27 protein-coding genes are annotated in these 24,053 nt (G+C 63.0%); 12 read left to right on the top strand and 15 right to left on the bottom strand.

Annotated elements, in window-relative coordinates; genetic code table 11:
- Window positions 1–96 precede the first annotated feature (96 nt).
- The 3 genes from BB347_RS03855 to BB347_RS03845 form a co-directional block, all read right to left on the bottom strand.
- A complete protein-coding gene (locus BB347_RS03855) occupies window positions 97–1,302 on the bottom strand; it encodes a pyridoxal phosphate-dependent aminotransferase (RefSeq protein ID WP_076578224.1) in 1,206 nt (401 codons plus the stop codon).
- A gap of 2 nt (window positions 1,303–1,304) precedes the next feature.
- Window positions 1,305–1,790, bottom strand: coding sequence for an Lrp/AsnC family transcriptional regulator (locus BB347_RS03850; RefSeq protein ID WP_076578226.1), 486 nt, complete (start codon window positions 1,788–1,790; stop codon window positions 1,305–1,307).
- A 375-nt stretch (window positions 1,791–2,165) separates the two neighbouring features.
- A complete protein-coding gene (locus BB347_RS03845) occupies window positions 2,166–2,819 on the bottom strand; it encodes a hypothetical protein (protein WP_076578228.1) in 654 nt (217 codons plus the stop codon).
- Window positions 2,820–2,969: 150 nt separating this feature from the next.
- Here BB347_RS03845 and BB347_RS03840 point away from each other — a divergent pair, with 150 nt between their 5' ends.
- Entirely contained in the window at window positions 2,970–3,536 is a 567-nt protein-coding gene (locus BB347_RS03840) for a thioredoxin family protein (RefSeq protein ID WP_076578230.1), read from the top strand.
- A gap of 43 nt (window positions 3,537–3,579) precedes the next feature.
- Here BB347_RS03840 and BB347_RS03835 read toward each other — a convergent pair whose 3' ends face one another.
- On the bottom strand, window positions 3,580–4,011 hold the full coding sequence (locus BB347_RS03835; protein WP_076578232.1) for a twin-arginine translocation signal domain-containing protein: 432 nt from the start codon (window positions 4,009–4,011) through the stop codon (window positions 3,580–3,582).
- A gap of 143 nt (window positions 4,012–4,154) precedes the next feature.
- Window positions 4,155–5,243, bottom strand: a complete 1,089-nt coding sequence (locus tag BB347_RS03830) for an NADH:flavin oxidoreductase/NADH oxidase (RefSeq protein ID WP_076578235.1) — start codon at window positions 5,241–5,243, stop codon at window positions 4,155–4,157.
- Between the two features lie 156 nt (window positions 5,244–5,399).
- Between BB347_RS03830 and BB347_RS03825 the strand changes: the two genes are divergently transcribed.
- The gene (locus BB347_RS03825; RefSeq protein ID WP_076578237.1) at window positions 5,400–6,284 is read left to right on the top strand and encodes a BtpA/SgcQ family protein; all 885 of its coding nucleotides are present in this window, start codon (window positions 5,400–5,402) and stop codon (window positions 6,282–6,284) included.
- Window positions 6,285–6,289: 5 nt separating this feature from the next.
- On the opposite strand, the gene BB347_RS03820 is transcribed toward BB347_RS03825, so the two are convergent.
- The 4 genes from BB347_RS03820 to BB347_RS03805 all read right to left on the bottom strand — a co-directional run bounded on the left by BB347_RS03820 (window position 6,290) and on the right by BB347_RS03805 (window position 9,741).
- Window positions 6,290–7,531, bottom strand: coding sequence for a tripartite tricarboxylate transporter permease (locus BB347_RS03820; protein ID WP_076578239.1), 1,242 nt, complete (start codon window positions 7,529–7,531; stop codon window positions 6,290–6,292).
- A gap of 160 nt (window positions 7,532–7,691) precedes the next feature.
- Window positions 7,692–8,042 carry a 50S ribosomal protein P1 gene (rpl12p, locus tag BB347_RS03815; RefSeq protein ID WP_076578241.1) on the bottom strand — a complete coding sequence of 117 codons (351 nt, stop codon included), beginning with the start codon at window positions 8,040–8,042 and terminating at the stop codon, window positions 7,692–7,694.
- A gap of 18 nt (window positions 8,043–8,060) precedes the next feature.
- Window positions 8,061–9,107, bottom strand: a complete 1,047-nt coding sequence (locus BB347_RS03810; RefSeq protein ID WP_076578243.1) for a 50S ribosomal protein L10 — start codon at window positions 9,105–9,107, stop codon at window positions 8,061–8,063.
- A 1-nt stretch (window position 9,108) separates the two neighbouring features.
- Window positions 9,109–9,741, bottom strand: a complete 633-nt coding sequence (locus BB347_RS03805; protein WP_076578245.1) for a 50S ribosomal protein L1 — start codon at window positions 9,739–9,741, stop codon at window positions 9,109–9,111.
- A 297-nt stretch (window positions 9,742–10,038) separates the two neighbouring features.
- Here BB347_RS03805 and BB347_RS03800 point away from each other — a divergent pair, with 297 nt between their 5' ends.
- The 7 genes from BB347_RS03800 (at window position 10,039) to BB347_RS03770 (ending at window position 15,686) form a co-directional block, all read left to right on the top strand.
- On the top strand, window positions 10,039–10,644 hold the full coding sequence (locus tag BB347_RS03800; protein ID WP_076578247.1) for a hypothetical protein: 606 nt from the start codon (window positions 10,039–10,041) through the stop codon (window positions 10,642–10,644).
- Between the two features lie 60 nt (window positions 10,645–10,704).
- Window positions 10,705–11,073 carry a DUF7475 family protein gene (locus tag BB347_RS03795; protein WP_076578249.1) on the top strand — a complete coding sequence of 123 codons (369 nt, stop codon included), beginning with the start codon at window positions 10,705–10,707 and terminating at the stop codon, window positions 11,071–11,073.
- Window positions 11,070–11,873: a CDP-alcohol phosphatidyltransferase family protein gene (locus BB347_RS03790; RefSeq protein ID WP_076578251.1), complete on the top strand. Its 804-nt coding sequence runs from the start codon at window positions 11,070–11,072 to the stop codon at window positions 11,871–11,873. Before BB347_RS03795 ends, BB347_RS03790 begins: the two co-directional genes overlap by 4 nt.
- 245 nt (window positions 11,874–12,118) lie before the next feature.
- The gene (locus BB347_RS03785) at window positions 12,119–13,144 is read left to right on the top strand and encodes a zinc-dependent alcohol dehydrogenase (protein ID WP_139326978.1); all 1,026 of its coding nucleotides are present in this window, start codon (window positions 12,119–12,121) and stop codon (window positions 13,142–13,144) included.
- A 95-nt stretch (window positions 13,145–13,239) separates the two neighbouring features.
- Window positions 13,240–13,617 (top strand): 6-pyruvoyl trahydropterin synthase family protein, encoded by a 378-nt coding sequence (locus tag BB347_RS03780; protein ID WP_076578253.1) that lies wholly within the window; start codon window positions 13,240–13,242, stop codon window positions 13,615–13,617.
- Window positions 13,618–13,620: 3 nt separating this feature from the next.
- Window positions 13,621–14,727 (top strand): glycosyltransferase family 4 protein, encoded by a 1,107-nt coding sequence (locus BB347_RS03775; RefSeq protein WP_076578255.1) that lies wholly within the window; start codon window positions 13,621–13,623, stop codon window positions 14,725–14,727.
- Window positions 14,724–15,686 carry a class I SAM-dependent methyltransferase gene (locus BB347_RS03770; RefSeq protein ID WP_076578257.1) on the top strand — a complete coding sequence of 321 codons (963 nt, stop codon included), beginning with the start codon at window positions 14,724–14,726 and terminating at the stop codon, window positions 15,684–15,686. The genes BB347_RS03775 and BB347_RS03770 overlap by 4 nt, the downstream gene beginning before the upstream one ends.
- 125 nt (window positions 15,687–15,811) lie before the next feature.
- On the opposite strand, the gene BB347_RS03765 is transcribed toward BB347_RS03770, so the two are convergent.
- The 5 genes from BB347_RS03765 to BB347_RS03745 all read right to left on the bottom strand — a co-directional run bounded on the left by BB347_RS03765 (window position 15,812) and on the right by BB347_RS03745 (window position 19,350).
- On the bottom strand, window positions 15,812–16,291 hold the full coding sequence (locus BB347_RS03765; protein ID WP_076578259.1) for a 50S ribosomal protein L11: 480 nt from the start codon (window positions 16,289–16,291) through the stop codon (window positions 15,812–15,814).
- Between the two features lie 84 nt (window positions 16,292–16,375).
- Window positions 16,376–16,678, bottom strand: coding sequence for a divalent-cation tolerance protein CutA (gene cutA / locus BB347_RS03760; RefSeq protein ID WP_076578261.1), 303 nt, complete (start codon window positions 16,676–16,678; stop codon window positions 16,376–16,378).
- A gap of 99 nt (window positions 16,679–16,777) precedes the next feature.
- Entirely contained in the window at window positions 16,778–16,966 is a 189-nt protein-coding gene (locus BB347_RS03755; protein WP_076578263.1) for an HEWD family protein, read from the bottom strand.
- A gap of 170 nt (window positions 16,967–17,136) precedes the next feature.
- The gene (locus BB347_RS03750) at window positions 17,137–18,648 is read right to left on the bottom strand and encodes a phosphoenolpyruvate carboxykinase (ATP) (RefSeq protein ID WP_076578265.1); all 1,512 of its coding nucleotides are present in this window, start codon (window positions 18,646–18,648) and stop codon (window positions 17,137–17,139) included.
- 264 nt (window positions 18,649–18,912) lie between these two features.
- Window positions 18,913–19,350, bottom strand: a complete 438-nt coding sequence (locus tag BB347_RS03745; RefSeq protein ID WP_076578267.1) for a cupredoxin domain-containing protein — start codon at window positions 19,348–19,350, stop codon at window positions 18,913–18,915.
- 186 nt (window positions 19,351–19,536) lie between these two features.
- Between BB347_RS03745 and BB347_RS03740 the strand changes: the two genes are divergently transcribed.
- The 3 genes from BB347_RS03740 (at window position 19,537) to BB347_RS03730 (ending at window position 23,541) form a co-directional block, all read left to right on the top strand.
- Window positions 19,537–20,262 carry a protein sorting system archaetidylserine synthase gene (locus BB347_RS03740; protein ID WP_076578269.1) on the top strand — a complete coding sequence of 242 codons (726 nt, stop codon included), beginning with the start codon at window positions 19,537–19,539 and terminating at the stop codon, window positions 20,260–20,262.
- A 72-nt stretch (window positions 20,263–20,334) separates the two neighbouring features.
- Window positions 20,335–21,666, top strand: coding sequence for a HEAT repeat domain-containing protein (locus tag BB347_RS03735; RefSeq protein ID WP_076578271.1), 1,332 nt, complete (start codon window positions 20,335–20,337; stop codon window positions 21,664–21,666).
- Between the two features lie 90 nt (window positions 21,667–21,756).
- Window positions 21,757–23,541: a phospholipase D-like domain-containing protein gene (locus BB347_RS03730; protein ID WP_076578272.1), complete on the top strand. Its 1,785-nt coding sequence runs from the start codon at window positions 21,757–21,759 to the stop codon at window positions 23,539–23,541.
- Between the two features lie 34 nt (window positions 23,542–23,575).
- Here the strand turns inward: BB347_RS03730 and BB347_RS03725 are convergent, their stop codons facing one another.
- Entirely contained in the window at window positions 23,576–24,010 is a 435-nt protein-coding gene (locus BB347_RS03725; RefSeq protein WP_076578274.1) for a metal-dependent transcriptional regulator, read from the bottom strand.
- Window positions 24,011–24,053 lie beyond the last annotated feature (43 nt).

The following is a 24,053-nucleotide window of genomic DNA, read 5'->3' as shown; positions in this document are numbered from 1 at the left end:
TCCCCTGGTGTGTAACTCATACGGTCTGGTGTGATTCGTTACCGGTGATCGCTCACCGAGGCAACGATCACCGGTAACACGGTATAACGATCCGTATCAGGCGTGCTCGTCGACGAACGCCTCGATTCGAGCGAGGGCCTCTCGGAGCTCCTCGAGTCCCGTCGCGTAGGAGACTCGGAGGTGCCCGTCGCCGCCCTCGCCGAAGACGTCGCCGGGGACGACGGCGACTCCCTGTTCACGCAGGACTGCTTCGGCGAACTCCTCTGCGGTGAAACCCGCTGGTACCTCGGGGAAACAGTAGAACGCGCCCTTGGCTTCGAAGACGTCCATGCCGATTTCTCGGAAGCGCGAGAGGACGAACTGCCGTCGCCGATCGTACTGGTCGACCATCTCTCGGACCTCGTTCTCACAGGACTCGAGAGCCTCGAGTGCGGCGTGTTGAGCCGTGGTCGGCGCTGAGAGCATCGTGTACTGGTGGATCTTGTTCATCGCGTTGACGGCCTTCGCGGGGCCGAGCGCGTAGCCAAGTCGCAGTCCGGTCATCGCGTGGGCCTTCGAGAAGCCGTTGAAGACGATGGTGCGCTCGCGCATGCCATCGAAGGACGCGATGGAGACGTGTTCGTTTCCAGCGGAAGACTCCGTCTTCCGAGCAGACGAGTGTGACTCGTCGACGTCGTAGGTAAGTTCGGCGTAGATTTCGTCCGAGAGCACCGTCAGATCGTGCTCGCGGGCGAACTCGGCGACCGGCTCGAGATCCGCCTCGGTCATGATCGCGCCCGTCGGGTTGTTCGGGTAACAGAGGACGAGCATATCGGCGTCACCAGCACCGGCATCCTCGAGCGCGTCGACCGTCAGCCGGAAATCGTCTGCCTCGGTCGTCGGAACGGGCAGCGTCTCGCCCCCCGCGAAGATGACGCCTGGCTCGTAGGAAATGTACGACGGCTGGGCGATAGCGACCGTGTCGCCGGGATCGACGAACGCACGAAAGGCCAGGTCGACCGCTTCGCTCGCGCCGGCGGTGACGAGTATCTCTTCGTCTGGACCGTACCCTAATCCGAATCGGTCGGCGACGTACTCGGAGATCGCCTCGCGGAGTTCGCGCGTTCCTCGATTCGCCGTGTAGGAGGTCTTTCCTTGCTCGAGAGAGGTGATCGCGGCGTCACGGGCGGCCCACGGGGTCGCGAAATCTGGTTCGCCGACGCCGAGTGAGATGACGTCGTCTCGTTCCTCGGCGATTTCGAAAAAGCGCCGAATTCCCGATGGCGGCACCGTCTGGACGCGTTCGGACAGTTCGAACGTCATGATCAGGGTGAGAACGAGAGTCGTTCGTCGTCTTCGCCGTCACCGAGTTCGATCCCGTGTTCCTTGTAGGAGGTCATCATGTAGTGGGTGACCGTCTGGGTAATCTCGGGGACCGGCGCGACCTTTTCGCTGATGAACTGGGAAACCTCGCGAATGGAGTCGCCCTCGACTTCCATGTCGAAGTCGTAGTCGCCGCTGACTAATCGCAAGGCTTTGACCTGCGGGAATCGCGCGAGGCGCTCTGCGATGTCTCCGTAGCCGGTCTCTCTGTCGAGACGAACGTTGAGTTCGACCTCGGCCCGGACTCGTTCGTCTTCCAGTTTGTCCCAGTCGACGACCGCCTGATAGCCACGGACGACACCTGCGTCTTCGAGGTCCTGGATCGTCGCCTCGACGTCCGACTCCTCGAGATCGGTCATTCGTGCGATATCGGCGCTCGAGTATCGCGCGTTCTCACGAAGCAACTCGAGTACCTCGCGTTCGCTCATAGTTCTCCGAAGCGCGAGCGCGAGTAAAGGTCTACCGTTGTTCGCTCGAAAAAACTGACGGGAACGGTTTGGCCGACGATCAATGCAGCGACGCCTCACACCGTGGGCAGATTCGAGACTGCATCGGCACGTCTCGGCCACACTCTGGGCACGTGATGTCCTCCTCCTGTTGGAATGGATAGGCTCGGCTCATGGTTCCCCTCACGTGAGGCTTCCACAAGGACGCCCATAAACGCATTCGACGCTGCTGGTGACTCTCACCCGCGGTGAATCCTCACTCGAGTCGCGCCTGTAGACGAGACGCGAGGAACGCAAAAAGTGTCACCCACTAGCCACGGGTGACCCGCCACCGTTCGACTGCCTCCTCCGGCGCGATTACCGATAGTTCTTGAACAGGATTGCTCGCACGTCGTCTTTCGTCTGGACGTCCTCCGTCGTGCCGTCGGGCAGTTCGACGCTGTAGCGGAAATCGGCCGAGCTAGATTCCTCCCACTTGTCGTCGTGGGTCTCGAGTAAGCTCATCATCTCGTCGAGCATGTCGTCGTCGTCGGCCGATCCGCCGCTCGCACTCGCTTCTCCCGAGTCGCTTTCGCTGTCGTCTTCGTCGCCGTCCGCGTCTTCGGCGTCGACCTCGTCCTCGCTGTCATTTTCGTCCTCATCGTCGCCAGCCCCGTCGGTTGCTTCATCGACATCTTCGTCAGCCGCGTCGCCCGCACCATCTTCGTCCGACCCCTCGTCGTCGCCGTCGCCGTCGTCTTCGATATAGGAGACTTCCTCGAGGTCCTCCGGCGTCGATTTGCCCTCGATTGCGGCCCCCACCGAGGCGGCGACGTCGTCGGTCGCCGAAGAGTCGAGGTCTGCCTCGAGTTCGATCTCGAGTTCGTCCTCGCCGTCTATGTTGTCGATCAGGAACTGGACGGCGTCGCGTTCGCGGACGAAGCCGTACTTTCCGACGACCTCCTCGGAGATCGCTTCACGAAGGTGCTGGATGACTGCGTACTGTTCGTCGGTGACCTCGAGCGTCTTCATACACTACCGATGTTGCGGGGGGTACAAATATGTGAGCCGTCCTGACGTACACGATTCACGACTGGTTCCCGCGTGGAGCGAGAGCCTCATCAGGAACACCGCTGTGGACCGAACACGACATTTACAACCGACTGTCTGTAACTGAAAGCTATGGCACTCGAAGAATCCGACACCGACCTCAAAGCGGGCGAGACGGCACCCGACTTCGAACTCGAGGCGTCAGACGGCGAGACGTACACGCTCGAGTCCTTCGAAGACGCCGAAGCGCTGCTCATCGTCTTCACGTGTAACCACTGTCCGTACGCGAAAGCGAAGTTCGACCTTCTCAACGACATCGCCGCCGAGTACGACGACGTTTCGGTCGTCGGAATCAATCCGAACGACGCCGAGGAGTACCCCGACGACTCGCTCGAGTCGATGCGCGAGTACGTCGACGCCGGCGAGATCGAGTACGACGCGTACCTTCGAGACGCGGACCAATCGGTCGCGAAGTCCTACGGCGCGGTCTGCACTCCCGACCCGTTCCTCTTCCGCCGGGGCGAGGACGGCGACTTCAAACTGGCTTATCAGGGTCGACTCGACGACGCGTTGAACCCGGAGGACGAGCCGTCGCGGATTCACGTCCGCGAAGCGATCGATTCGATTCTCGCCGGAGAGGCCGTCGACCTCGAGTGGCGACCCTCTCAAGGCTGTTCGATCAAGTGGACCGACGACTAACTTCCGAACAAGACTCGCTGGAGTCCGTCGCGTCTGCACCACCTTATTCGACGACGAACTCGCCGATCTGTCGACGGGCGTGAAGCGAGCACACGTAAGACGAGAGCGCCGCCGTCGCGGTAAACTCGAGTGAATCTCGCTCGCCTTCGTCGGCCATCGTGTCCGTTGCCAGATCGTCGACGATAGCGTCGCCGTCGTCCCAGAGTTGAAGGTCGTGTTCCATGCCGTCGCCGTTGATCCACTCGATTTCGTAGTGCGCGTCCTCCTCGAGGACGAACGTCGGATTCTCCGATCCCTCGATCTCCTCCGGTTCGACGCCTTCCCAGTGGGAGTTGTACCCCTCGATCACGATCGTCGTCTCGGGATCGATTTCGAACGCTTCGGCGTCGTCGCTTCCCAGACAGCCCGCTGTGGCGACTGCTGCCACCGATGCACCCGTTACCCCCAGGATCGTTCGTCTCGTGTAGTCGGCCATGGATTCCTGCTCGTGTGTATCGATCGACGAATATTGACTAGTCCAGACGATTCCCACGGCGTGGGAGTGGGTTCGGTCCGGAATCAAGCCGGCCCCGTCGACCCAGCCGTCGCGGCCGTCTCTGCCGGGGTCCCACCGCGAGCCTACCGGACGGCGCGTCGATACTGCACGGGCCAGCGCGAGGACGCGTCCTCCTCGAGCGCGCTGGCCGCGTGAACGCCGAAGTACGGGTCGCGCAGGAACTCCCGGCCGACGAGCACGAGGTCGGCACGGTCGTTTCGAACGAGCGCGTCCGCTTGCTCCGGCTCGGTGACGCCGCCGACGGCTCCGACGGCGACGTCGGTCTCCGCGCCGATCGCTTCGGCCAGCGGGACCTGGAAGTTCGGTCCGCCCGACGCGTCCTGTTCGGGGTGGAGTCCTCCCGAACTGACGTCGACCAGATCGACGCCGAGCGACTCGAGGTCGTCCGCGAGTCGGACGGACTGCTCGATGTCCCACGACGGTTGGTTCTCGAGCCAGTCGGTGCCCGAAATTCTAACGAACACCGGCTTCTCCTCGGGCCAAACGTCGCGGACGGCCGAGACGACCTCGCGGAGGAGGCGCGTTCGGTTCTCGAAGCTTCCGCCGTAGTCGTCTTCGCGCCGGTTCGTGACGGGTGAGAGGAACTCGTGGAGTAAGTAGCCGTGAGCCGCGTGTACTTCCGCGATCTCGAATCCGGCCTCGAGCGAGCGCTCGGCGGCGGCGCCGTAGGCGTCGATCACGTCCTGAATATCGTCGACCGTCGCCTTTCGAATCGCCGGCTTCTCCCCCTCGAACGGTGGGTACGCGTCTGGCGACGGAGAGAGCACCTCCCAGCCGCCGTCGTCGGGATCGATCGGAACGTTGCCGTCCCACGGGCGACACTTACTCGCCTTGTGGCCCGCGTGGGCGAGTTGGATCGCCGGGACCCCACCTTGCTCGCGGATGAATCGCGTGGTCTTCGCCAGGGCCACAGCGTGTTCGTCGCTCCAGATTCCGAGATCGCCCGGCGTAATACGACCTCGAGGTTCGACGGCCGTCGCCTCGGTCATGACGATACCGGCACCGCCGACGGCGCGACTGCCCAGATGGACGTGGTGCCATTCGGTCGGCATGCCGTCAGCCTCACAGGAGTACTGACACATCGGCGAGACGGCGATCCGATTCGGCACCTCGAGATCACGCATCGACAGCGAATCCAATAGAGTAGACATCGCCCGCTCCTTCTAACGGCGGAGAGAAAACGTCCCCGGACGAGGGCGTCCTTGCCGGATCGGCGACGAGCGAACCGGCCGACCACCGACCCGTCCCACCGGAACGTGTCGACGGAATCCACACCGACTTATCTCACTCGAGTCCACAGCCGAACTATGCCGACACCGTTACTCGACAGGTTCGACGCCGGGGCACCCGTCGTCGGGATGGTACATCTTCAGGCACTTCCCGGCGCACCAGCGTTCGCGGGTTCCCGCGAGAACATTCGTACCCGAGCGCTCGAGGATGCACGCCGACTCGAGGCCGGCGGCGTCGACGGGGTCATCGTCGAGAACTTCGGCGATGCACCGTTTTATCCCGCGGACGTCCCGAAACACGTCGTCGCGGAGTTGAGCGCGATGGCGACCGAACTGACGACCGAACTCGACATCCCAGTCGGCGTGAACGTGCTCCGAAACGACGCGGACGCGGCGCTTTCAGTCGCTGCTGCCGCCGGGGCCGACTTCGTCCGCGTGAACGTCCACGTCGGCGCGGCAGCGACTGATCAGGGGATCCTCGAGGGACGAGCACACGACACGCTCAGGCTTCGCGACCGCATCGACGCCGACGTCGCAATCCTCGCCGACGTGCACGTCAAACACGCATCGCCAGTTGGCGAGACCGACATCGAACGGGCCGCACTCGAGACAGCGGAACGTGGCATGGCCGACGGCGTCGTCGTTTCCGGGGCTGGAACCGGCGTCGAAACGGCACTCGAGGACGTCGAGCAGGTAGCGGAGACGCTTTCGGAGTCCGCAACCGACGGCGACGCCGATTCCGACCCTCGAACGCCCGTCTTCGTCGGCAGCGGCGTGACCCCTGAAACGGTCGGCGACTGCCTCGAAGCCGGTGCGGACGGCGTCATCGTCGGCACGGCACTCAAAGAGCAAGCAGAAACGACGAACCCCGTCTCTCGCGAGCGAGTCGAGACGGTCGTCGCTGCACGCGACGCCGCACGCACCCGGGATTCGAACGACACCGAAGACCGCTCGAGGAGGTAGTCGATTCAGCCGGCGAGCATCAACGGGCCGATCAGGACGCCCATCAGGTGGACGCGACGCGCCTGAAACCGAACCGGGACCATCCCGATGGCGGCCGCGACGACGAAAACGACGACTCCGAAGAAACCGGCGAACAGAAACGAGAGAACACACAGGAGCCCGAGCACGACGACGGAAATTTTCCAGTAGGCCAGTTGGCCGACGAACTCGAGATAGACGTCGCCGACGACGATCACGAGCACGAAGCCGATCAATCCGGCGAGCACGACTCCCACGAGCAAGATCGGGAGCTCGAGCGGTGCGTTCGCGTTCTCGAAGGCGACCATCACGCCCGTTCGTGGCTGGCCGATGGCGACCAGCGCGAACAGGGCGAAGATCGTGTTCGCGGTATCGACGCCGCTCGTCGCGACGATGTAGCCTCGGTCCCCGGAGCGGCCAGGAACGAACAGCAGGACGGCCACCGCGGCAATTGCCGCCGAAATTCCCGGAATGTAGCCGACGACGGCACCGGCGAGCGCGCCCGCGAGCGCAGTCACGGCGACGAGCCATCCCGGCATGGCGATCGCTCGCTCGCGCTGTGGCGGAACGCCGCCACCGCGGATCGCATCGATCAACACCGGCGCACCGAAGAGGCCGGCGAAGATTGGGGCGAGCATGCCGCCACCCTCGAGTGGAGCGTCCGGCGAGAGGTCGAGCGTGTACAGTCCCAATACGGTCGCGAGGACGAACGAGAGGAGTGCACCGACTCGAGCGCGTCGCGTGAACTCCGAGGCGATCAGCGCGACGACGACCATCGCGAGTAAGAGGGGAAGGTTGTCACGAATCGTCGGATATGCGGCCGTTACGCCCCACGTGATCGGCAGCGCCAGCGGAATCGCGGCCAGGACGGCGAGGATGCTCCCGAGTGCGGAGAGTCTGATCGCCTCGTATCCCCGTCCCTCCTGGACCATTCTGTGTGCCGGCAGCGTCGTTACGGCCATCTCAGCGTCGGGGACGCCCAGTGCCATCGCGGGGACAGCATTGAGGAACGTGTGAACGACGCCCGCAGCGAGCATCGCACAGCCGACGAATAGCGGATCCCCGGGAACAGACGCCGCGACGCCGGCGAGCAAGAGGGCGAAATTGTTCGCGTGGAGCCCGGGAATGAGCCCGCTCAAACTGCCCAGAAACGCACCTCCAAGCGTCCAGCTGAGTAACTGCAGTGTGAACGTCGGATCGGCGACGAACTCGACCGGAGCAACGGCCATCGACGTGTCTGGCCGCGGCTTCGTTTATTAACCCTCGTCCGACTGCGTCACTCGAGCGCACGGAGAATCGATGGTACTGACCGACAGCGTTGCCACTCGCCGGCGATCGTCATAAAAATTCGAGGTTGGTGTCGACGAAACGTCGTCGTCTCGAGCCGAGTTAGCCGAAGAGTTCGCCGAGGCCCTCGCCGCCGGCCTCTTCGTCTTCGTCATCGTCGTCATCGTCGTCGGTCGTGTCCGGCACGTCACTCGTCTCTTCGACGTCTTCGTCGTCTCCGCCTGCTGCGGCACCGCCTGCTGCAGCGCCACCCGCTGCGGCACCGCCTGCGGGAACGGCAGCAGCCTCGGAAACTGCGTCGTCGATGTCGACGTCCTCGAGTGCAGCGACGAGCGCTTTGACTCGGGATTCTTCGACGTCGACGCCGGCAGCGTCGAGTACGTTCGTCAGGTTGTCTTCGTTGAGCTCTTCGTCAGTTTCGTTCAGGATGAGTGCAGCGTAAACGTATTCCATTGTTGTGTCCTCCAGTTGTTATCCAAACATTGCGCCGAGTCCTTCGCCGCCGCTTGCGTCATCGTCGTCATCGTCGTCTTCGTCGGCGTCAGCGTCGGCGTCGGATTCAGCGTCGTCTGGTTCGTCTGTCGATTCGTCCTCGCCCTCGTCCGATGTCGTCTCGGCAGCGGGTGCCTCGACGCCCTGTAGTTCCTCAGGCAGGGCGTCCTCGTCGTCGATCTGGGCCGCGAGCGCACGTAGCTGTGCGTCGGCCTTGGAGACGAGGTCGGGCATCAGGTCTTCGTCCTCGATGGCGGCCTGCAGGCCGAGGCTCTTGGCCTCGCCCGTCGCCTTGGCGACGAGCGTCGGCGCGGTCGCCTCGGTCGGGTAGCTCGCGTTGACCGAGAGGTTGCGAGCGCGAGCGGCAGCCGTCGCCACGTCGCTCTCGTAGGCCTCGACGTCGATGTCGAGGTCCTCGGGGTCGAACTGGACGCCCTCGGCGACGACCGATCGCAGGTCAAGCCCGACTTCCTTGGGCTCGATGCCGAGTTCGTTGAGAACGTTCGAAAGGTCTGTGGAGACTTCCTCGCCGGCCTCTAAGACCGTGGAGTCTTCCATGACCTGAATCGAGCCGTCCTCGATGCGCGCGTTCGCACCGATGCTCTGCAGTTCGCCGACGAACGGACCCGGGTCGACACCGGTGTCACCCTCTGGGATGACGATGTCGTTCGGGGCGACTTCGCCCTCGTTGATCGGAGCGGGCGTCTTCGACGCCTCGAGTTCCTTGTAGAGGGTGAATGGGTTGTCGTTCGTTCCGACCAGGCCGACCTGACCTTCGACCTCACTAACGAGGTCGCCGAGGCCAGTGCTTTCGAGCGCACGGACTTGCAGGGTGTTACGGCTCACACGGAGTTCGGCGGTGCCGTGGAGACCGCGTCGCATGTCCTGAAGCTGTTTGCTCGGAATGCCAGCAATACCGACGACGCCGACGCTCTCGTAGCTCTCGATGAGTTCCTCGAGTTCGTCGACTTCTTCTTGCTTCCACTGGGGAAGGTTCTCGGTTTTGCGGTCTGCCTGTGCGCTCATGTTAGGCCACCTCCACAGACGGGCCCATGGTCGTCTTTACGAAGACGCCATCGATGTTTTGTGGGCCCTTCTCGAGGTCGGCGTGCAGACGTCGCAGGATGACGTCGATGTTGTCTGCAATTCCTTCGGCATCCATGTCTTCGGCGCCGACGAGCGTGTGGAACGTTCGTCGGTCGCCGGAGCGAAGTTGCACGGTATTCTTGAGTCTGTTGACGGTCTCGACGACGTCGTCGTCGGGAGCGAGCGGGTCCGGCATCTTTCCGCGGGGACCGAGGATGGTACCCAGGTGCCGGGCGATATCTTGCATCATCGACTCTTCGGCGATGAAGAAGTCCGTCTCGTCCGCCATATCTTTGGCTTCGTCGTCGTCCAGATCGGCCACGTCGTCACCCGAGAGAACCTCGTCCGCCGCTTCTTCGGCGCGGACTGCGGTTTCTCCCTCGGCGATGACGGCGATGATCGTTTCCTGGCCGGTTCCGGACGGCAGGACGATAGACTCGTCAACACGATTCGACGGTTCGTTGAGGTCGAGGTCGCGCAGATTAATCGCGAGGTCTACCGTTTCGGTAAAGTTCCGTTCCGGTGAGTCCTCGAGTGCGCGAGCGACTGCTGTTTCAATATCCGAATCTGCCATCGTTCACCTCCGTAGTACGCAGGAGTGCTCCTACGGGTCAGTGAAACAGGCTACGCCTGTCTCCCTTGAACGAAATGCCATCTCGAACTTAAACCCGTCGAAGCGCGTTCCCGGACACCCCTCGAGTACTATCACGTTTTTACACAGCACCTGAGAGCGACTTCCGTCACTAATCTTGTACCTTACGCGAGACATACTGTGAACGATTATCGATGACTTCTGCCTGCTAATAATCAATTTTAACGAAAGTAATCTAAAAGCGAAATTCTATTAGGTGGGAATGTATATACTACACACATGCGGCCAGTAGATTCATATAGTATCGGTGGGGCAGCACTTGAGTCAATCGGCCACCCAGCCGTGATTACCGGTGGACTCGAGGCGTATCTGGCACTGGAGGCGCTCGAGCGCGCGGGGGTTCAGTTCGGAATCACGCTCGTCGTTGCGATGGTCGTACTCGGGTTGGTACAGGGGTTCGGACCGGAGACGGTAACCAAATCGCGAACGAGTCCCGTCATTTCGATCTGTATCGGGACACCGGCGTTACTCGTTCTCGTCGGGCTCGTCGCCGGCGGTTACATGATCGTCGGTACGACGCTCGGTTCGTTCTTCGGCTTACTAATGGTGACACTGGGGATGACCGTTATCCCGATCCTGACGGTTCTCGGATTCGTGGCACTCGGCCAGTCGATCGCCTCACGACTGGGGCGAAACCAGTTGTGGGCCGGCGTGTTCGCCGGGAGTCTCCTCAGCGGAATCGTTGGACTCTCCCTCGTGACGACGCTGCTCGCTGTGCTCTTCGCCGGCACGCTCGGGATCGGTGCCGGGATTCGCGTAATGCGTGGCAATGGTGGTTCTACAAGTCCAAGCGAACGGACGGTTCCGCCCGCGAACAAAATGTAAGCGCCCGCTACTCGCGTAACTCGCCGGAAGCTGTTTTTGAATCGCCGTCGAGACCACCGTATGATCGCCGCGAACCGAATCGGGCTCGCCACGCTCACACCCCTCCACTGGATGGCGATCGGACTCGCGCTCGTCACCGGGCTCGTTCACTTGATTCTGGGACTCGAGTTCCTTCCCCACTGGATGGGACTCGCCTTCCTGTTCGCGACTGCAGGCTTCCTGCTGGGGATCGGACTCGTCGTCGCGGACTACCGGCGATCGACGGTCTATCTCCTCGGAATTCCGTTTACGGCCGCACAGATCGTGCTCTGGTACGTCCTGAACGAGCCGGCGACCGTCGCCGACCTCTCGAGTGCGGAACTGATCGACAAGCTCGCACAGATCCTGCTGATCGTCGCGCTGGTGATCCTCTATCGACGAGAGCGATGACCGACGAAACGCACGTTGGGCTCTCGAGAGGCAATTTCTCCCGGTGGATCACCGTGGGTGCGGGGCACGTCGCGATGGTGGCCGGAACGCTTCTCGCACTCGAGTTGGTCTGGTCCGCTGGCCCATCGCGCGCGTTTCTCGGCGCGGTCGCGCTTGTCGTCGTTCTCGAGGTGCTACTCGTGTGGATCCTCTTCGACGAAGGGACTCCGATATCGGCGAAACCAGCCCAGTCACCACGAGATGCGACGGAGCAGTCGGTTACACTCGCGACGTGGGTGACCATCGCCCGCGCTGGAGCGGTTGTGGTCCTCGCCGGATTCGTCGCGACTGGACTCCCAACGGAGTCGGGGATCGGTCCCTGGGCCCCGGCCGCGTTGTTCGCGCTCGCGATGGTCTTCGACGCCGTCGACGGTGCGGTCGCCCGACGAACGAACAGCGAGACGGCGTTCGGCTCGCGACTCGACGTCGAAGTGGACGCGCTGGCGATTCTCGTGGGCTCCGTCGTGGCCATCGCTGCCGGGACGCTCCCGCTCGTCTTCCTCGCCGTTGCCGTCGCCCGGTACCTGTTCGTCGCCGGCCGACGGTGGCGAACGTGGCGCGGGCGGAGCGTGTCGACGCTCCCGGCGAACCGACTCCGTCGGCCACTCGGTGGCTTCGCCATGCTCGCCGTGTTGCTCGCTCTGACGCCGGTTCCCAGCCCGGCCGTTTCGTACTGGCTCGGTTTGCTCGTCGCCGTTCCCGTTCTCGCGAACTTCTGCTGGGACTGGCTCGCGGTTTCCGGCCGCTTCGAGAAGTGGTAGACGCAGGGGACGTAACCGCTACCTATGGGTCGGAAATGCTCGTCTACATCGACCGGTCGTCGGCGCGCGACAACCGGGGGCAACGTATGGCCATCGTACCGACGCTGTTCGAACCCGTACCGACGCCGTTCGCACAAACGACCAAGTGGGGTGACGTGGAACGACGGTCCAGCGTGACCGACTCTGACGCCGAGGACTCCCCGTCGTCGGCCGGTGGTCCTCCACGATCCAATCGGCGAGCGACGATGCGATCCTCGAGCGACGCTCACGGCCTGGTTTTTACGGGTCCGAAGAGCGTCGCCGTCGAATCGAACCCGATCCCGGAACCGGGATCAACTGACGTACTCGTTCGGACGAGAACGTCGGCGATCAGCGCCGGCACGGAGGGGCTGATTTTCCGGGGGGACGCCCCGACGAACCTCGCGGCCGACGACGAACTCGAGGCCCTCGATGGGGATCTCTCCTTTCCACTTCGGTACGGCTACGCCGCGGTCGGCGAGGTCGTCGCCGTCGGCGACGATGTGGCCGAAAAGTGGCTCGAGCGAACCGTCTTCGCGTACAATGCACACGAAAGCCACTTTCTCGCCGAGCCTAGCGACCTCTTTCCCGTTCCCGACGGAATCTCGCCGCGCGAAGCAGCCCTCTTCGCGAACCTCGAGACCGCGGTGACACTCACACTGGACGGCGAGCCACGACTGGGCGAGCACGTCGCCGTCTTCGGGCAGGGAACCGTCGGCCTGTTGACGACCGCGCTGCTCGCCCGCGCGCCACTCGAGACGCTGCTCACGTTCGAACCCCACGCGAAGCGTCGCCGCCACTCCGAACGTCTCGGCGCGGATCGGTCGTTCGATCCGACCGATCGGGAGTTTCCCGACACCGTTCGAGCGGTCACGGACGCGCGGGCGGACCTGACGTACGAACTCTCCGGGAACCCCGAGGCCCTGAACGACGCCATCGCGTCGACGGGCTTCGACGGGCGCGTGCTCGTCGGTTCGTGGTACGGCACGAAGCCCGCAAATCTCGATCTCGGCGGTCGATTTCACCGCGACCGAATCGACATCCGAAGCTCGCAGGTGAGTACGATCGACCCGCGACTCTCGGGCCGGTGGTCTCGCGAACGCCGTCACGACCTCACCTGGCAGTGGCTCGAGCGACTCGAGGTCACACCGCTCATCACGCACGAAATACCCCTCGAAGACGCCGCGACGGCCTACGAGTTGCTCGAGGACCGACCGGGCGAGGCGATCCAGATCCTGTTGACCTACGACTGAACGTCCTTGTCGACCGACGCCGAGCGTCGTTGGTCTCTCCTCATCCGCTGCGAGCAGCCCCGGTCGTTTTGCCGAATGCTGGCGTACGACCGAGTATGTATTCGGTGTCCGTCTCCCGGGAAATCATCGCCCAGCACTACCTGACCGTTCCCGATCCGGGGCCGGAAGGGAAACTCCACTCCCACCGATACACGGTCGAGGCGACGTTGCGAGGCCCCGAGCTGGACGAACGGGGGTATCTCGTGGACATCGACAGATTGTGCGAAACGATGGACGCGCTCGCCGCGTTCTACAGCGACCGGACGCTCAACGATCTCGACGCGTTCGAGGGAGCCAACCCGAGCACCGAACGCTTCGCGCGCTGCTTCGGCGACCGACTCCTCGAGCAGCTCGATCCGGACGGCGTTTCCGAGCTTCGAATCGCCATCGACGAAGACGACGTGGCCAGTGTGGCCCACGAACGGACGTGTTGACCGATGAGGGTTGGCCTCGTCGTCGACGGCGACCTCGAGCAGGCAACCGGCGGCTATCGCTACGACCGCAAACTCGTCGAGTTTCTCGAGTCCCGGGGAGATACCATCGACGTGATTTCGCTTTCCGAAGCGTCCGAAGAGTCCGTCGGCGATCGGACCAGCGCTGCCCCCTCGAGCGAACTGCAGACGCGACTCGATAGACCCTACGACGTCCTCTTGCAGGACGAACTCTGCTACGCGAGGCTCCTCGAGTACAACCCCCGACTCGAGCGTCCGGGGGCGCTCGTTTCGCTCGTTCACCTCCTCAGAGCGCCCGATCCGACGGTCTACGATCCGCGTGCTCGCGAACGCGAATGGCGCTATCTCGAGTCGGTCGACGCGGCGATCTGTACCAGCGAGTACACGCGAGATCGGACGCTCGCCCTCGCCGGAACGGACCTCCCGACACAGGTCGCACACCCCGCTGGTCGTCACGACGGGCCAGCGTTGACGCCGGACACAGTCGAGACGCGTGCCCACCGCGATCCATTTCGTGTCGTCTCCATCGGCACGCTCGAAGCGCGAAAGAACGTCACGACCCTCCTCGAGGCGCTCGCTCGACTCGACAGTTCGTCGACGGAGTGGTCGCTCACCGCCGTCGGCCGCAAGGATGCGGATCCAGCGTACGCCAGCGCGGCCCGCGAACGAGCGGTCGAACTCGGTATCGACGACCGGGTGACGTTCGCCGGTGAAGTGGCGGCGTCAGTCCTCGAGTCGACTCTCGAGGACGCACACGTCCTCGCCGGTCCCTCTCGCTACGAAGGATTCGGTATGGCTTATCTCGAGGCGATGGAATACGGCGTCGTCCCGATCGCCAGCACCGTCGGCGGCGCGTGCGAGATCGTCTCCGACGGCGAGAACGGGTTTTTAATCGATCCAGTCGACTCGAGCCAATTGGCGGGTCAACTCGAGCGTTTGGCAAACGACCGAGACCGGTTGGCGACCCTCGGGGTCGGGGCGCTGCGAACCGCTCGGGCTCATCCGTCGTGGACGGACACGTTGGAATCCGTCCGCGAATTTCTCCGCCGATCGATCCACCGATCGGGACGCACCGGCGGTGAGCACCCGTGACGACCTCGTTTCTCACGTACCTCGAGGCCAAACGGACCGTGGACGACAGCGCGCTCGATCGGCGCGTCCTCGATCAGTTCACGAGCGCGCTCTCGAGCCGGGGCGAACCGGTTCGCGTCGTCGAACTCGGTGTCGGCGTCGGCGCGATGCTCTCCCGACTGATCGAGTGGGACGTGCTCCCGCCGCGCGTTTCCTACCGCGGCGTCGATATCGACCCGTCGTGTATCGTTCGCGCGCGAGAGCGCGTCCCGGAACGCCTCGAGTCAGCGGGCTACACGGTCGGCGCGCCCCGCTCTGTGTGCGACGAAACGGTCGCGGACGGCGTTCCGAAGGCGACGACGTTCGTGGCCCAGTCGTCCCCCTCGAGCGACGGCGGGACCGCGACGGACATCGAAATTACGCTCGAAGTCGCAGACGCGTTCACGCTCGAGGACGACGCGGACGCCGTTATCGCGGCGGCGTTCCTCGATATCGTCGACCTCGAGTCCGCGTTGGCGGCGATCGAGTCGCTCCTCGCGCCCGACGGCCTGTGCTACGCGCCGATCACGTACAACGGCTCGACCGCGTTCACGCCCCGCGATCCACTCGACGAGACCATCGAAACTCAGTATCATCACCACATGGACGAGGTTCGTCCCGCTGGGGGGAGTCGCGCTGGCTCGGCGGTCCTCGAGTCGGTAGCCGACCGCCCCTGGTCGCTCCTCGCGGCCGGGGGCGGGGACTGGGTCGTGTCTCCAACCGCCGGCGGGTATCCCCACCGCGAGCAGGCGGTCGTCTCCCACGTCCTCGAGACGATGGCCGACGCGCTCGCGGCCGTGTCTTCGAACGATCTTTCCGCAGCGTCGCGGATTCCGGAGGAGAGACGGCGTCGCTGGTTCGAGCGCCGACGCACGCAACTCGAGGCGGGAACCCTCGGCTACGTCGCGCACAATCTAGACGTCGTCGCTCGAGTACCGTAATCGATGGGCGTCGCTCGCGACCTCGAGAAAAGCAAAACTCGGTCTCGCTCGAGCGTCGGTCGCGGCGTCCGCGTGAGCCGACGCACCGACGCGCTCGCTACGCTCGTGTTCGAGTTCTCGATTCGTTACGCTTCGGCCAGCACGTCGTCGTACTCGCCGCTGTCGACTTTCTCCTTGAACTCTCGAGCGTCGTCGCCTTCGATGGTGACGCCCATGGAGGCGCAGGTGCCGACGACTTCCTTCGCGGCGTTGATCGTATCGTAGGCGAGCAAGTCTGGGTGTTTTTGCTCGGCGATCGTCTTGACCTGGTCGACCGAGAGATCCGCGACGAAGTCTTCCTGTGGTTCGCCGCTTCCGGTGTCGAATCCGGCTTCGTCCTTGACGAGTGCGGCCGTCGGTGGGACACCGACATCGATCTCGAAGGAGCCGTCTTCGTCGTAGTCGACGGTGACGGGCACTTCCGTGCCGTCGAACGCCGCAGTCTCGTCGTTGATCTGTTGTACAACCGCCTGCACGTCGACGGGAGTCGGTCCGAGCTCGGGACCGAGCGGTGGGCCAGGGTTTGCCTGGCCACCCGGAACGAGCACTTCGATGGTTCCAGCCATACCCGTGAAAACCCGCGCGCGAGTTTTAAGGGTTGCTTTTTCGGGCAGTCACGTCTGTGATAGTGTGTCGCACGTAACGGACCCTTACTCGAGTGCGTCCGCTCGCCACTCGGCGAACGACGCGAGGACGTGCGCCTCGTCGAATCGTTCGATACAGGGAACGTCGTAGGGGTGAATCTCCTCGAGTCGCTCGACCAGGTCGTCGTACGCGTCGTCAGTCGTTTTCGCGAGCAAGACGGCTTCGTCGTCGTGGTGAATGTCGCCCTCCCAGCGATAGGTGGACGTCGTCGACAATCGGTTGACGCACGCTGCGAGACGTTCTTCGACCAGCGTGTTGGCGATCGCTTCGGCGTCGGCCGGTGGCGCGGTGATGTAGACGGTTGGCATACAGCCGAGTACGAGTGACCGCACAAAAAGAATCCGGCAAGCGGTCGTGAGGTCGTGATGTCCGACTCGAGCGTGCGCGAGAACCGAGACTAATCTGTGTTACTCGGGTCCAGAAACGGGATTGAACGTTCCATTGATGTCCCACTCGTGGAGACAGTGTGGGTTCCCGACCTGCTTCTCGCCGTTTTCGCGGACGAGTTGCCAGGCCTCGAGGGAGGTATCCCAGTGTTCTGCTCGTTCGCACCGTTCACAAACGCGGGCGGTTGGCGTGCGTACGTCTACACTCATTACGCCACTGTGAGAACTACACGCACATAACGGTATTCATGACAGGCAAGTGCTGTCACGTCCGCTATAGTACCACCTGGACCGAGTTACACACTGATCTAGCTCACTCGAGGCGAGTGAAAATCGAAACGCCGGCTCAAAAATAGAGGCGCTGGCTCCCCGTATGCCGATTAGTAGACGGCGTCCGCGATCTCGTCACGGAGTTCGTCGAACTGCTCGAGGTAGTCGCGACGGTCGGCGCGCAGTTCGGCGAGGGCTCTCTCGTAGTCCTCGACGTGGTCGGGGACGTAGTAGTCCTGAATGTCCAGTCCGGGAACCGATTCGGGGATGGTCAGTCCCGTCTGGTCGTCGTCGCGCCACTCGATCGTGTCTCGAGCGGTTTCGGTCAGAATAGTTACTGACTCCTCGACGCCGATATCTGCGGATTTCTCGCCGAGATACCCCGTGTTGATGACGTAACACTCGACGTCGAGCGCCTCGATCAGGTCTCGGAAGATGTTCCCTTCCTCTCCTTCCGGACCGATGATGAACGGGTTCGTGCCGACGACGCGGATCGATTCGCCCGCTCGAGACGGATCGCCCGCGCTGGTCTCGATCGATTCGCCGAGCATGAAGGCGACCGCGGCTTGCCTCTCGTTCAGTTTCGCGACCGGCGGCATCAGGGGGTTGCGGGTGATGAAAAAGACCTGATCGATCCGCTCGAGGTCGATTTCCTCGTCCGCGCTCTCGAGTTCCTCGCGCTGGACGATAGCACGGGAGTTCGCCGTGTATCGGTCCTCGTCGAAGTGCACCGTGCCGTCGTCGTCGACGGCGACGTTCTCGAGGATGGCGGAGTCGTCGGTCGCTGCCTCGTAGAGTTCGGGCTGTTCGTCCTCGTCGAGGCCGATCGTCTTGATGTAGAGGCCTTCGCCCTCGCTACCCGGAACGGAGCCGTCTGGGAGGAGACCACAGACGTCGTCTTGGAGCATCGCGGCGTCCTCGTCGTCCTCGAGCCAGCACCCGTGTGAGGTGAGCGTCGATTTGCCGGTCGCCGAGAGGCCCATGAACACCTGCCCGACGGTTTGGAGGTCGTCGTCTTCGTCGCGAACGCGAACGCGTTTGCTGCCGGCGTGGAGGCCGAGTCCGCCCTGCTTTTTGAGCTGGTACATGAACAGCCGGAGGAACGACTTCTTCGCTTCGCCGGTGTAGTCGCTGCCGAGGACCGTCGTTACGCCTTCGTCCGGAAGGACGCGGATCGCGGTCTCATCGTAGTCGGGTAACTGGACGGTAACGAGGTCGGGTTCTCGGCCGTCGGTCGGCTCGAACAGGTTCGCCCACGCGAGGGCGATTCGGGCGTAGTCGACGGGGACGAAGAGCCGGCAGCAGTACGTCGCATCCGCGTGACGACCCATGAGTCGGTCGACGCAGACCAGTTCACGTTCTTCGGCGAGTTCGAGCGCGGTGTCGACGAGGTCGCGATCACGGGCGTCGAACTCGCTATCTTCGGCGTTTTTCGTCCGATCGGAACTCCGCGAGCGGTACTCGCTGACGTACGACGGCGAGTCGAATTCAGTCGTCGTCTCGTCGTCGGCTGCAAGTTCGCGAAGCTCCTCGAGTGATGGGTTGTATCGAACGTTCGACGCAGTTTTCGGGTCGGGAAGCTGTCGGGCCAGCGGACGGGACTCCGTCCCGGTTTCGGACATATACGTAACCCACCATCAGCCCGGTGTATAAACATGAAGGATTCTGACCGGCGTGTGTCACATCTTACCCTGAAGCAAACTGATGTATGGGAGTTCATACCCGCTCGCGGCGATTTATAACCAGTACGTTATCCGACCAAAAACTGTCTGAACAAAGATATGAATTTGGAATGTACTCGATCCAGAAATAATTCTCGTCGGGTCGGAAACCAGTAGACGGGGCCCTCGAGTCGGAACCGAGGCCATCAGCGATAAAAAATATCGTTACTCGGTGACGATGACCGTGCCGACCATCCCGCCGTTGATGTGAGGCTCACAGATGTATTCGTACTCTCCTGGCACCTCGAAGGTGTGTTCGTACGTCTCGCGGAGTTCGATCTTTCCACCCTCTTCCTCGTGCCAGGCGTCGACGGCCGTCTGTTGGTCTTCGTACCCGCCACTCGCGAAGTACTCTGCATCGTCCGGAATGCCGTTGTCGAGCGCAGTGACGGTGTGACGAGCGTCGCTGGTGTTCTTCCAGACAACGGTATCGCCGACGCTCGCTTCGTACTCTTCGGGGACGAACTCGTTGCGAGTCATTCCGATATCACAATCGTCACCATCGCACAGGTCATCACCGAAGGCGCTGCGAACCGTCGAACAGCCTGCTAGCCCGACGGAGACGGAAGAGCAAACGGCGGCGAGGTAGGCGCGCCTGTTCATACGAACGCGTTGGGACAGTTGCGATATAACCACCCCGGTTCATTCCTCGAGCGTGGGACTCCTGTCCGTCGCCGGTGGATGTCTCGAACCTGCCCGACACAGTTGGGTCGATGGACGACGCAGAGCGAACGTATCGGTGTACGAAAACGAAAACACGTAAGGTCGCTCCGCGTCGATTCCGCGAGTATGCTCCCCCGGTTCGTCGGGCGACTCGGCGTCGCCGACGCCGTGACGATCGCAAACGCCGCGTTGGGGTTCGTCGCGATCGTCGTGGCGTTCGTCGATATCGATCTCGCCGCCCGTCTCATCCTCCTTGCAGCCATCGCGGACGGTCTCGACGGGATTCTCGCGCGCCGCTACGGCGGGACCGACGCCGGACCGTACCTCGACTCGTTAGCGGACGTCGCTTCTTTCGGCGTCGCTCCCGCCGTCCTCGCGTTCGTCGTCGTCACGGACGCCCTCGCGATCGGATTCGATGCGGTGACCGGTGAACTCCTCCTCGTAACGGCCGTCTGTGCCCTCTTCGTCGCCACGGCAGTCACCCGCCTCGGCATGTATACCGCCTACGACATCTCCGGGAACTACACCGAAGGCGTCCAGACGACGCTGGCGGCGACCGTTCTCGGTGCGGCGATCCTCGCGGGTCGCCCCGAACCCTGGCTCGTCCTCGCTATCACGGGCGCGTTCTGTTACCTGATGGTCTCTCGCATTCGCTACCCCGATCTACTCGTTCGCGATGCGGCCATCATGGGCATCGTCCACGCCCTCGCGATCCTGATTCCGAGTTTCGCCGGCCGCACGTTTCCGTATGCACTGTTGACACTCGGCATCGCCTACATGACCCTCAGCCCGTGGCTGTACTGGCGTCAGGATCCCGAGCCAGCGGCCGCCGAAGTGCATGGAAACGCTTAGGACGCTCGTGACACGAGTGTAGCGTATGTTCACTGCCACGCGTCCACACTCTAATCAGACACAGGTGGTCCCATGAGCGAAGACGAGGCAGCCGAGGACGGAGCCGAGGAACCCGAACCGGTCGATCTCGAGGCCATCCGGGAAGCCCTCGAGGCCTTCGAAGGTGACGTCGACTCGCTCGAGGAGGATCTCGACGCGGCCGACACCGAGGACGACCTCGACGACGTCGAGGCTGATCTGGAAGCGTTTCGAGACGATCTCGAGGAGATCGAGATTCCAGAGCCGCCGGAACCCGACGAGGACGAGGAAGACGACGAAGAGGAGAAAATCACCCCGGAGGAGGAACTCCAGGATCGTTACGACGATATCGAGAGCGATCTTTCCGACCTCGAGTCCGATCTCGAGGACCAGCGCGGCCCCTACGGCGAAGACGTGGTCGGCGAGATCGACGACGCCAGCGGAACGATTACGAGCACCCGCTGGACCGAGGAGGGCGACGACGAATTGATCGATGTCGTCGACGCATTCCTCGAGGAGACGAACGACCTGCTCGATACCTCACTCACGATCGTCGAAGACGGCGACGATGTCCCTGCCCAACTCGAGGAAACCCTCGGGGAGGCAGCGACGGCCGTCGAGGACGCAGACCTCGACGCGGACGACGACGCCGAGACGATCGCGGCCTTCCTCGAGGCGACGGACGACCTCGAGACGGGAATCGACGAGTCGACCGCGTGGAGTGATCTCAAGGTCCGCGAGCAGATGCGACGGGAGGGCTTCTACGACGTACTCGAGCACGTCAAGGATTTCCCGCCGGAGTGGCACGCGCTCAAGGTCCACGAGAAACGCGGCAACGTCGACATGATCTTACTCGCCCTCGAGACGTTCGACTCCGACTTCATGGAAGAACACTGTCTCGATGCCTTAGAGCGCATGGGTCCCGAAGAAGCCATCGAGCCGATGATCCAGAAGGCGAACCGTCGGGACACGACGGCGATGTCGATCCTCGGCAAGATCGGCGACGACGACGGGGAGGTCGTCGACACCCTGTTGGATTACGTCGACTCGAACCCGACCCTCCAACAACCCGCGTTCAGAGCACTCGGCGAAGTCGGTGCCGAAGATGCAGTCCAACCGATCGCCAACCAACTGGTCGACGAGGAACCGGACGTGCGAAGTTCGGCTGCCCGCGCACTCGGTCTCATCGGCGACACGCGTGCGATCGATCCACTCGAAGACATCCTCGCCGAGGACGACGAGGACCGCGTTCGCGCCAGCGCCGCCTGGGCACTCAACCAGATCGGTACCGAAGACGCACTCGAGATCGTCGCCGAGTACGGTGACGACCGCGCGTACCTCGTGCAAGCCGAAGCCGAGAAAGCGACGCTCGAGCCCGCGGCCTGATTCGGGGCGAATCGGCGGGTCGATGGGCACTGTTTTTGAACGACGACTCGATCCGAGACTTTACGTACGAACGAGCGGCCAGAGTCGTCGATGGATCGTCAGCGACTCGTGATCGTCTCGGTCGTTCTCATACTGGTAGTCGCCAGTGGGGCCGGCATCACCTTGGCTGCTACCGAGTCCGCGAGTCCTGCATCTACGGCGACACTATCGCTCCCCGAAACCAACACCGAACCGGCCTGTCCTGCAGTAGTTTCGAACCCCGGTACTGGAACCTCGGCGGACACTGACGTCGATTTCGAGCCCAGAATCGTCGAGGCGTTTCCAAATCCGTCCACGGAACACAACGTCGGCGAGTACGTCGTTCTCGAGACCCCACCCGACACCGAACTCGAAAACTGGACGATCACGGACGGCCACACGAGCGCATCTATTCCGAACGAAACGGTCTCTGGACGAGTCGCACTGAGTACGGACACCGAAGCCACCGACGAGTTGACCGACTATCCAGTCCGCGAACTCGAGGGTTCGTTGCGACTGGCCGTCGACGGCGACGACCTCGAACTTCGAAACGGGTCGACGACGGTCGATACGGTGTCGTACGAACGGGCGTCACTCGAAGAGCGCTGGCACCGCGACGCCGACGAATTCGACACCGCCACCACACAGACACCCGCCGACGGAGACTGGCATCCACGAGATGCGACGTGCGTGCCGGTCTCGAGCGGCGACGCCGACGAGGCGACGCCGTTCGTCCTTCCTGACGAGCCCGAGCTTCCACGAGAGACGATTCGGGAAGCCGAGGATCGTCTCTCGGTCGCCGGCTACACCCTTACCTCCGAGGAGATCGCCGAGGACCTCGTCGACGCTGCAGACCGGGGTGTCGACGTCTCCGTCCTCCTCGAGGCCAGTCCAGTCGGCGGTACGGAGGTGACGACCGAACCCGTCCTCGAGACGCTCGAGGATGGCGACGTGGAGGTCCGTGCGATCGGTGGCGAAGGCTCACGATATCGATTCCACCACCCGAAGTACGCCGTCGCGGACGACCAAGTGCTCGTCACGAGCGAAAACTGGGCCCCCGCCGGCGTCGGTGGCGAGTCGAGTCGCGGCTGGGGTGTTCTGCTCGAGGACGAAACGCTCGCAGCCGACCTCGAGGCGGTCTTCGACGCAGATTTCGAGGGTTGGGATACTGTCCCCGGCTCCGAGTACCGTGAGGACACCTCGTTCGTCGACGACGAAGGCGGTGGCGAGGAACCGCCCGGTTCGTACCCGAGCGAATACGGGCCAGAGCCGACCGCGATCGAGGCGGCAGAACTCCTCGTCGCCCCGGACAACGCCGAATCTCGCGTGGAGGAACTGCTCGCCGATGCCGACGAGGAGATTCTCGTCAAACAGGCCTCGATCGCTGCAGACGCGTCCGTTCTCGAGGAGACGATCGATGCTGCCCACCGCGGCGTAGACGTACAGATCCTCCTCGATTCGACCTGGTACCACGAAGACGACAATCGGGCCCTCGCGGACGAACTCGAGGAGTACGCAACCAGCGAGGGGCTCTCACTCGAGGTCGGCCTCGTCGAGGAGACCGATCGGTTCGAGAAAATCCACGCAAAAGGCGTCGTTATCGATCGAGAGATCGCCATCGTCGGAAGTGCAAACTGGAACGAAAACGCCTTCGAGAACAACCGGGAGGTGCTCCTTGCACTCTCGGGTGAGGAAATCGCGACGTACTACGCGGACGTATTCGAGGACGACTGGGATGGAGACGAGGATCGATGGGCGCTGCCGTTCGAACTCAGCCTCACAGTCGTCGCCGCACTCGCGATCGCGGCGATTATCGGACGGCGGTACATTCGATTTGGCGATCCCGACGTCGAGTAAACAACGGCGACAGTGTTCGTCGGGACTCGAAGGATTACTCGGGACAGCCGTCCGATCCGACCTCGAGTCGTTCACAGAAATCCTGCTCGGGGTCGAAACAGTCCGGACACTCCCCAGGACGGTCGATGATCGTATCGAGGCGATCTGCAACCGTATCGTCGATCACGCTCTCTAAGGCGCGGGCCTCGTCGCGAAACTCCTCGACCTCGAGGACGTTCGCGAGGAATCGTTCGATGATGCAGTACGTCTGGAGCGCGTCGTGGGCCCGCTCGATCCCCTCGTTGGTTAGGCTCGCACCCTTGTACTTCTCGTGTTCGACGAGTTCGCGTTCCTCGAGTTTGCCGATCATCTCGTTGACGCTTGCCGGACTGACTTCGAGTAAGTCGGCGAGCGTACCGGTCGATGCTGGGCCGTCTTCGATCCGTTGGGCGAGATAGATCGCCTTGAGATACTGATCTGCCGTGTTCATCGCGTCCCTCCGTCAGTACAGCGCGTCTCTGCTGTCGCGGCGG

It is taken from the genome of Natronorubrum daqingense, from assembly GCF_001971705.1.
GTDB lineage: Archaea > Halobacteriota > Halobacteria > Halobacteriales > Natrialbaceae > Natronorubrum > Natronorubrum daqingense.
This window is presented reverse-complemented; position numbering and strand designations above follow the sequence as displayed.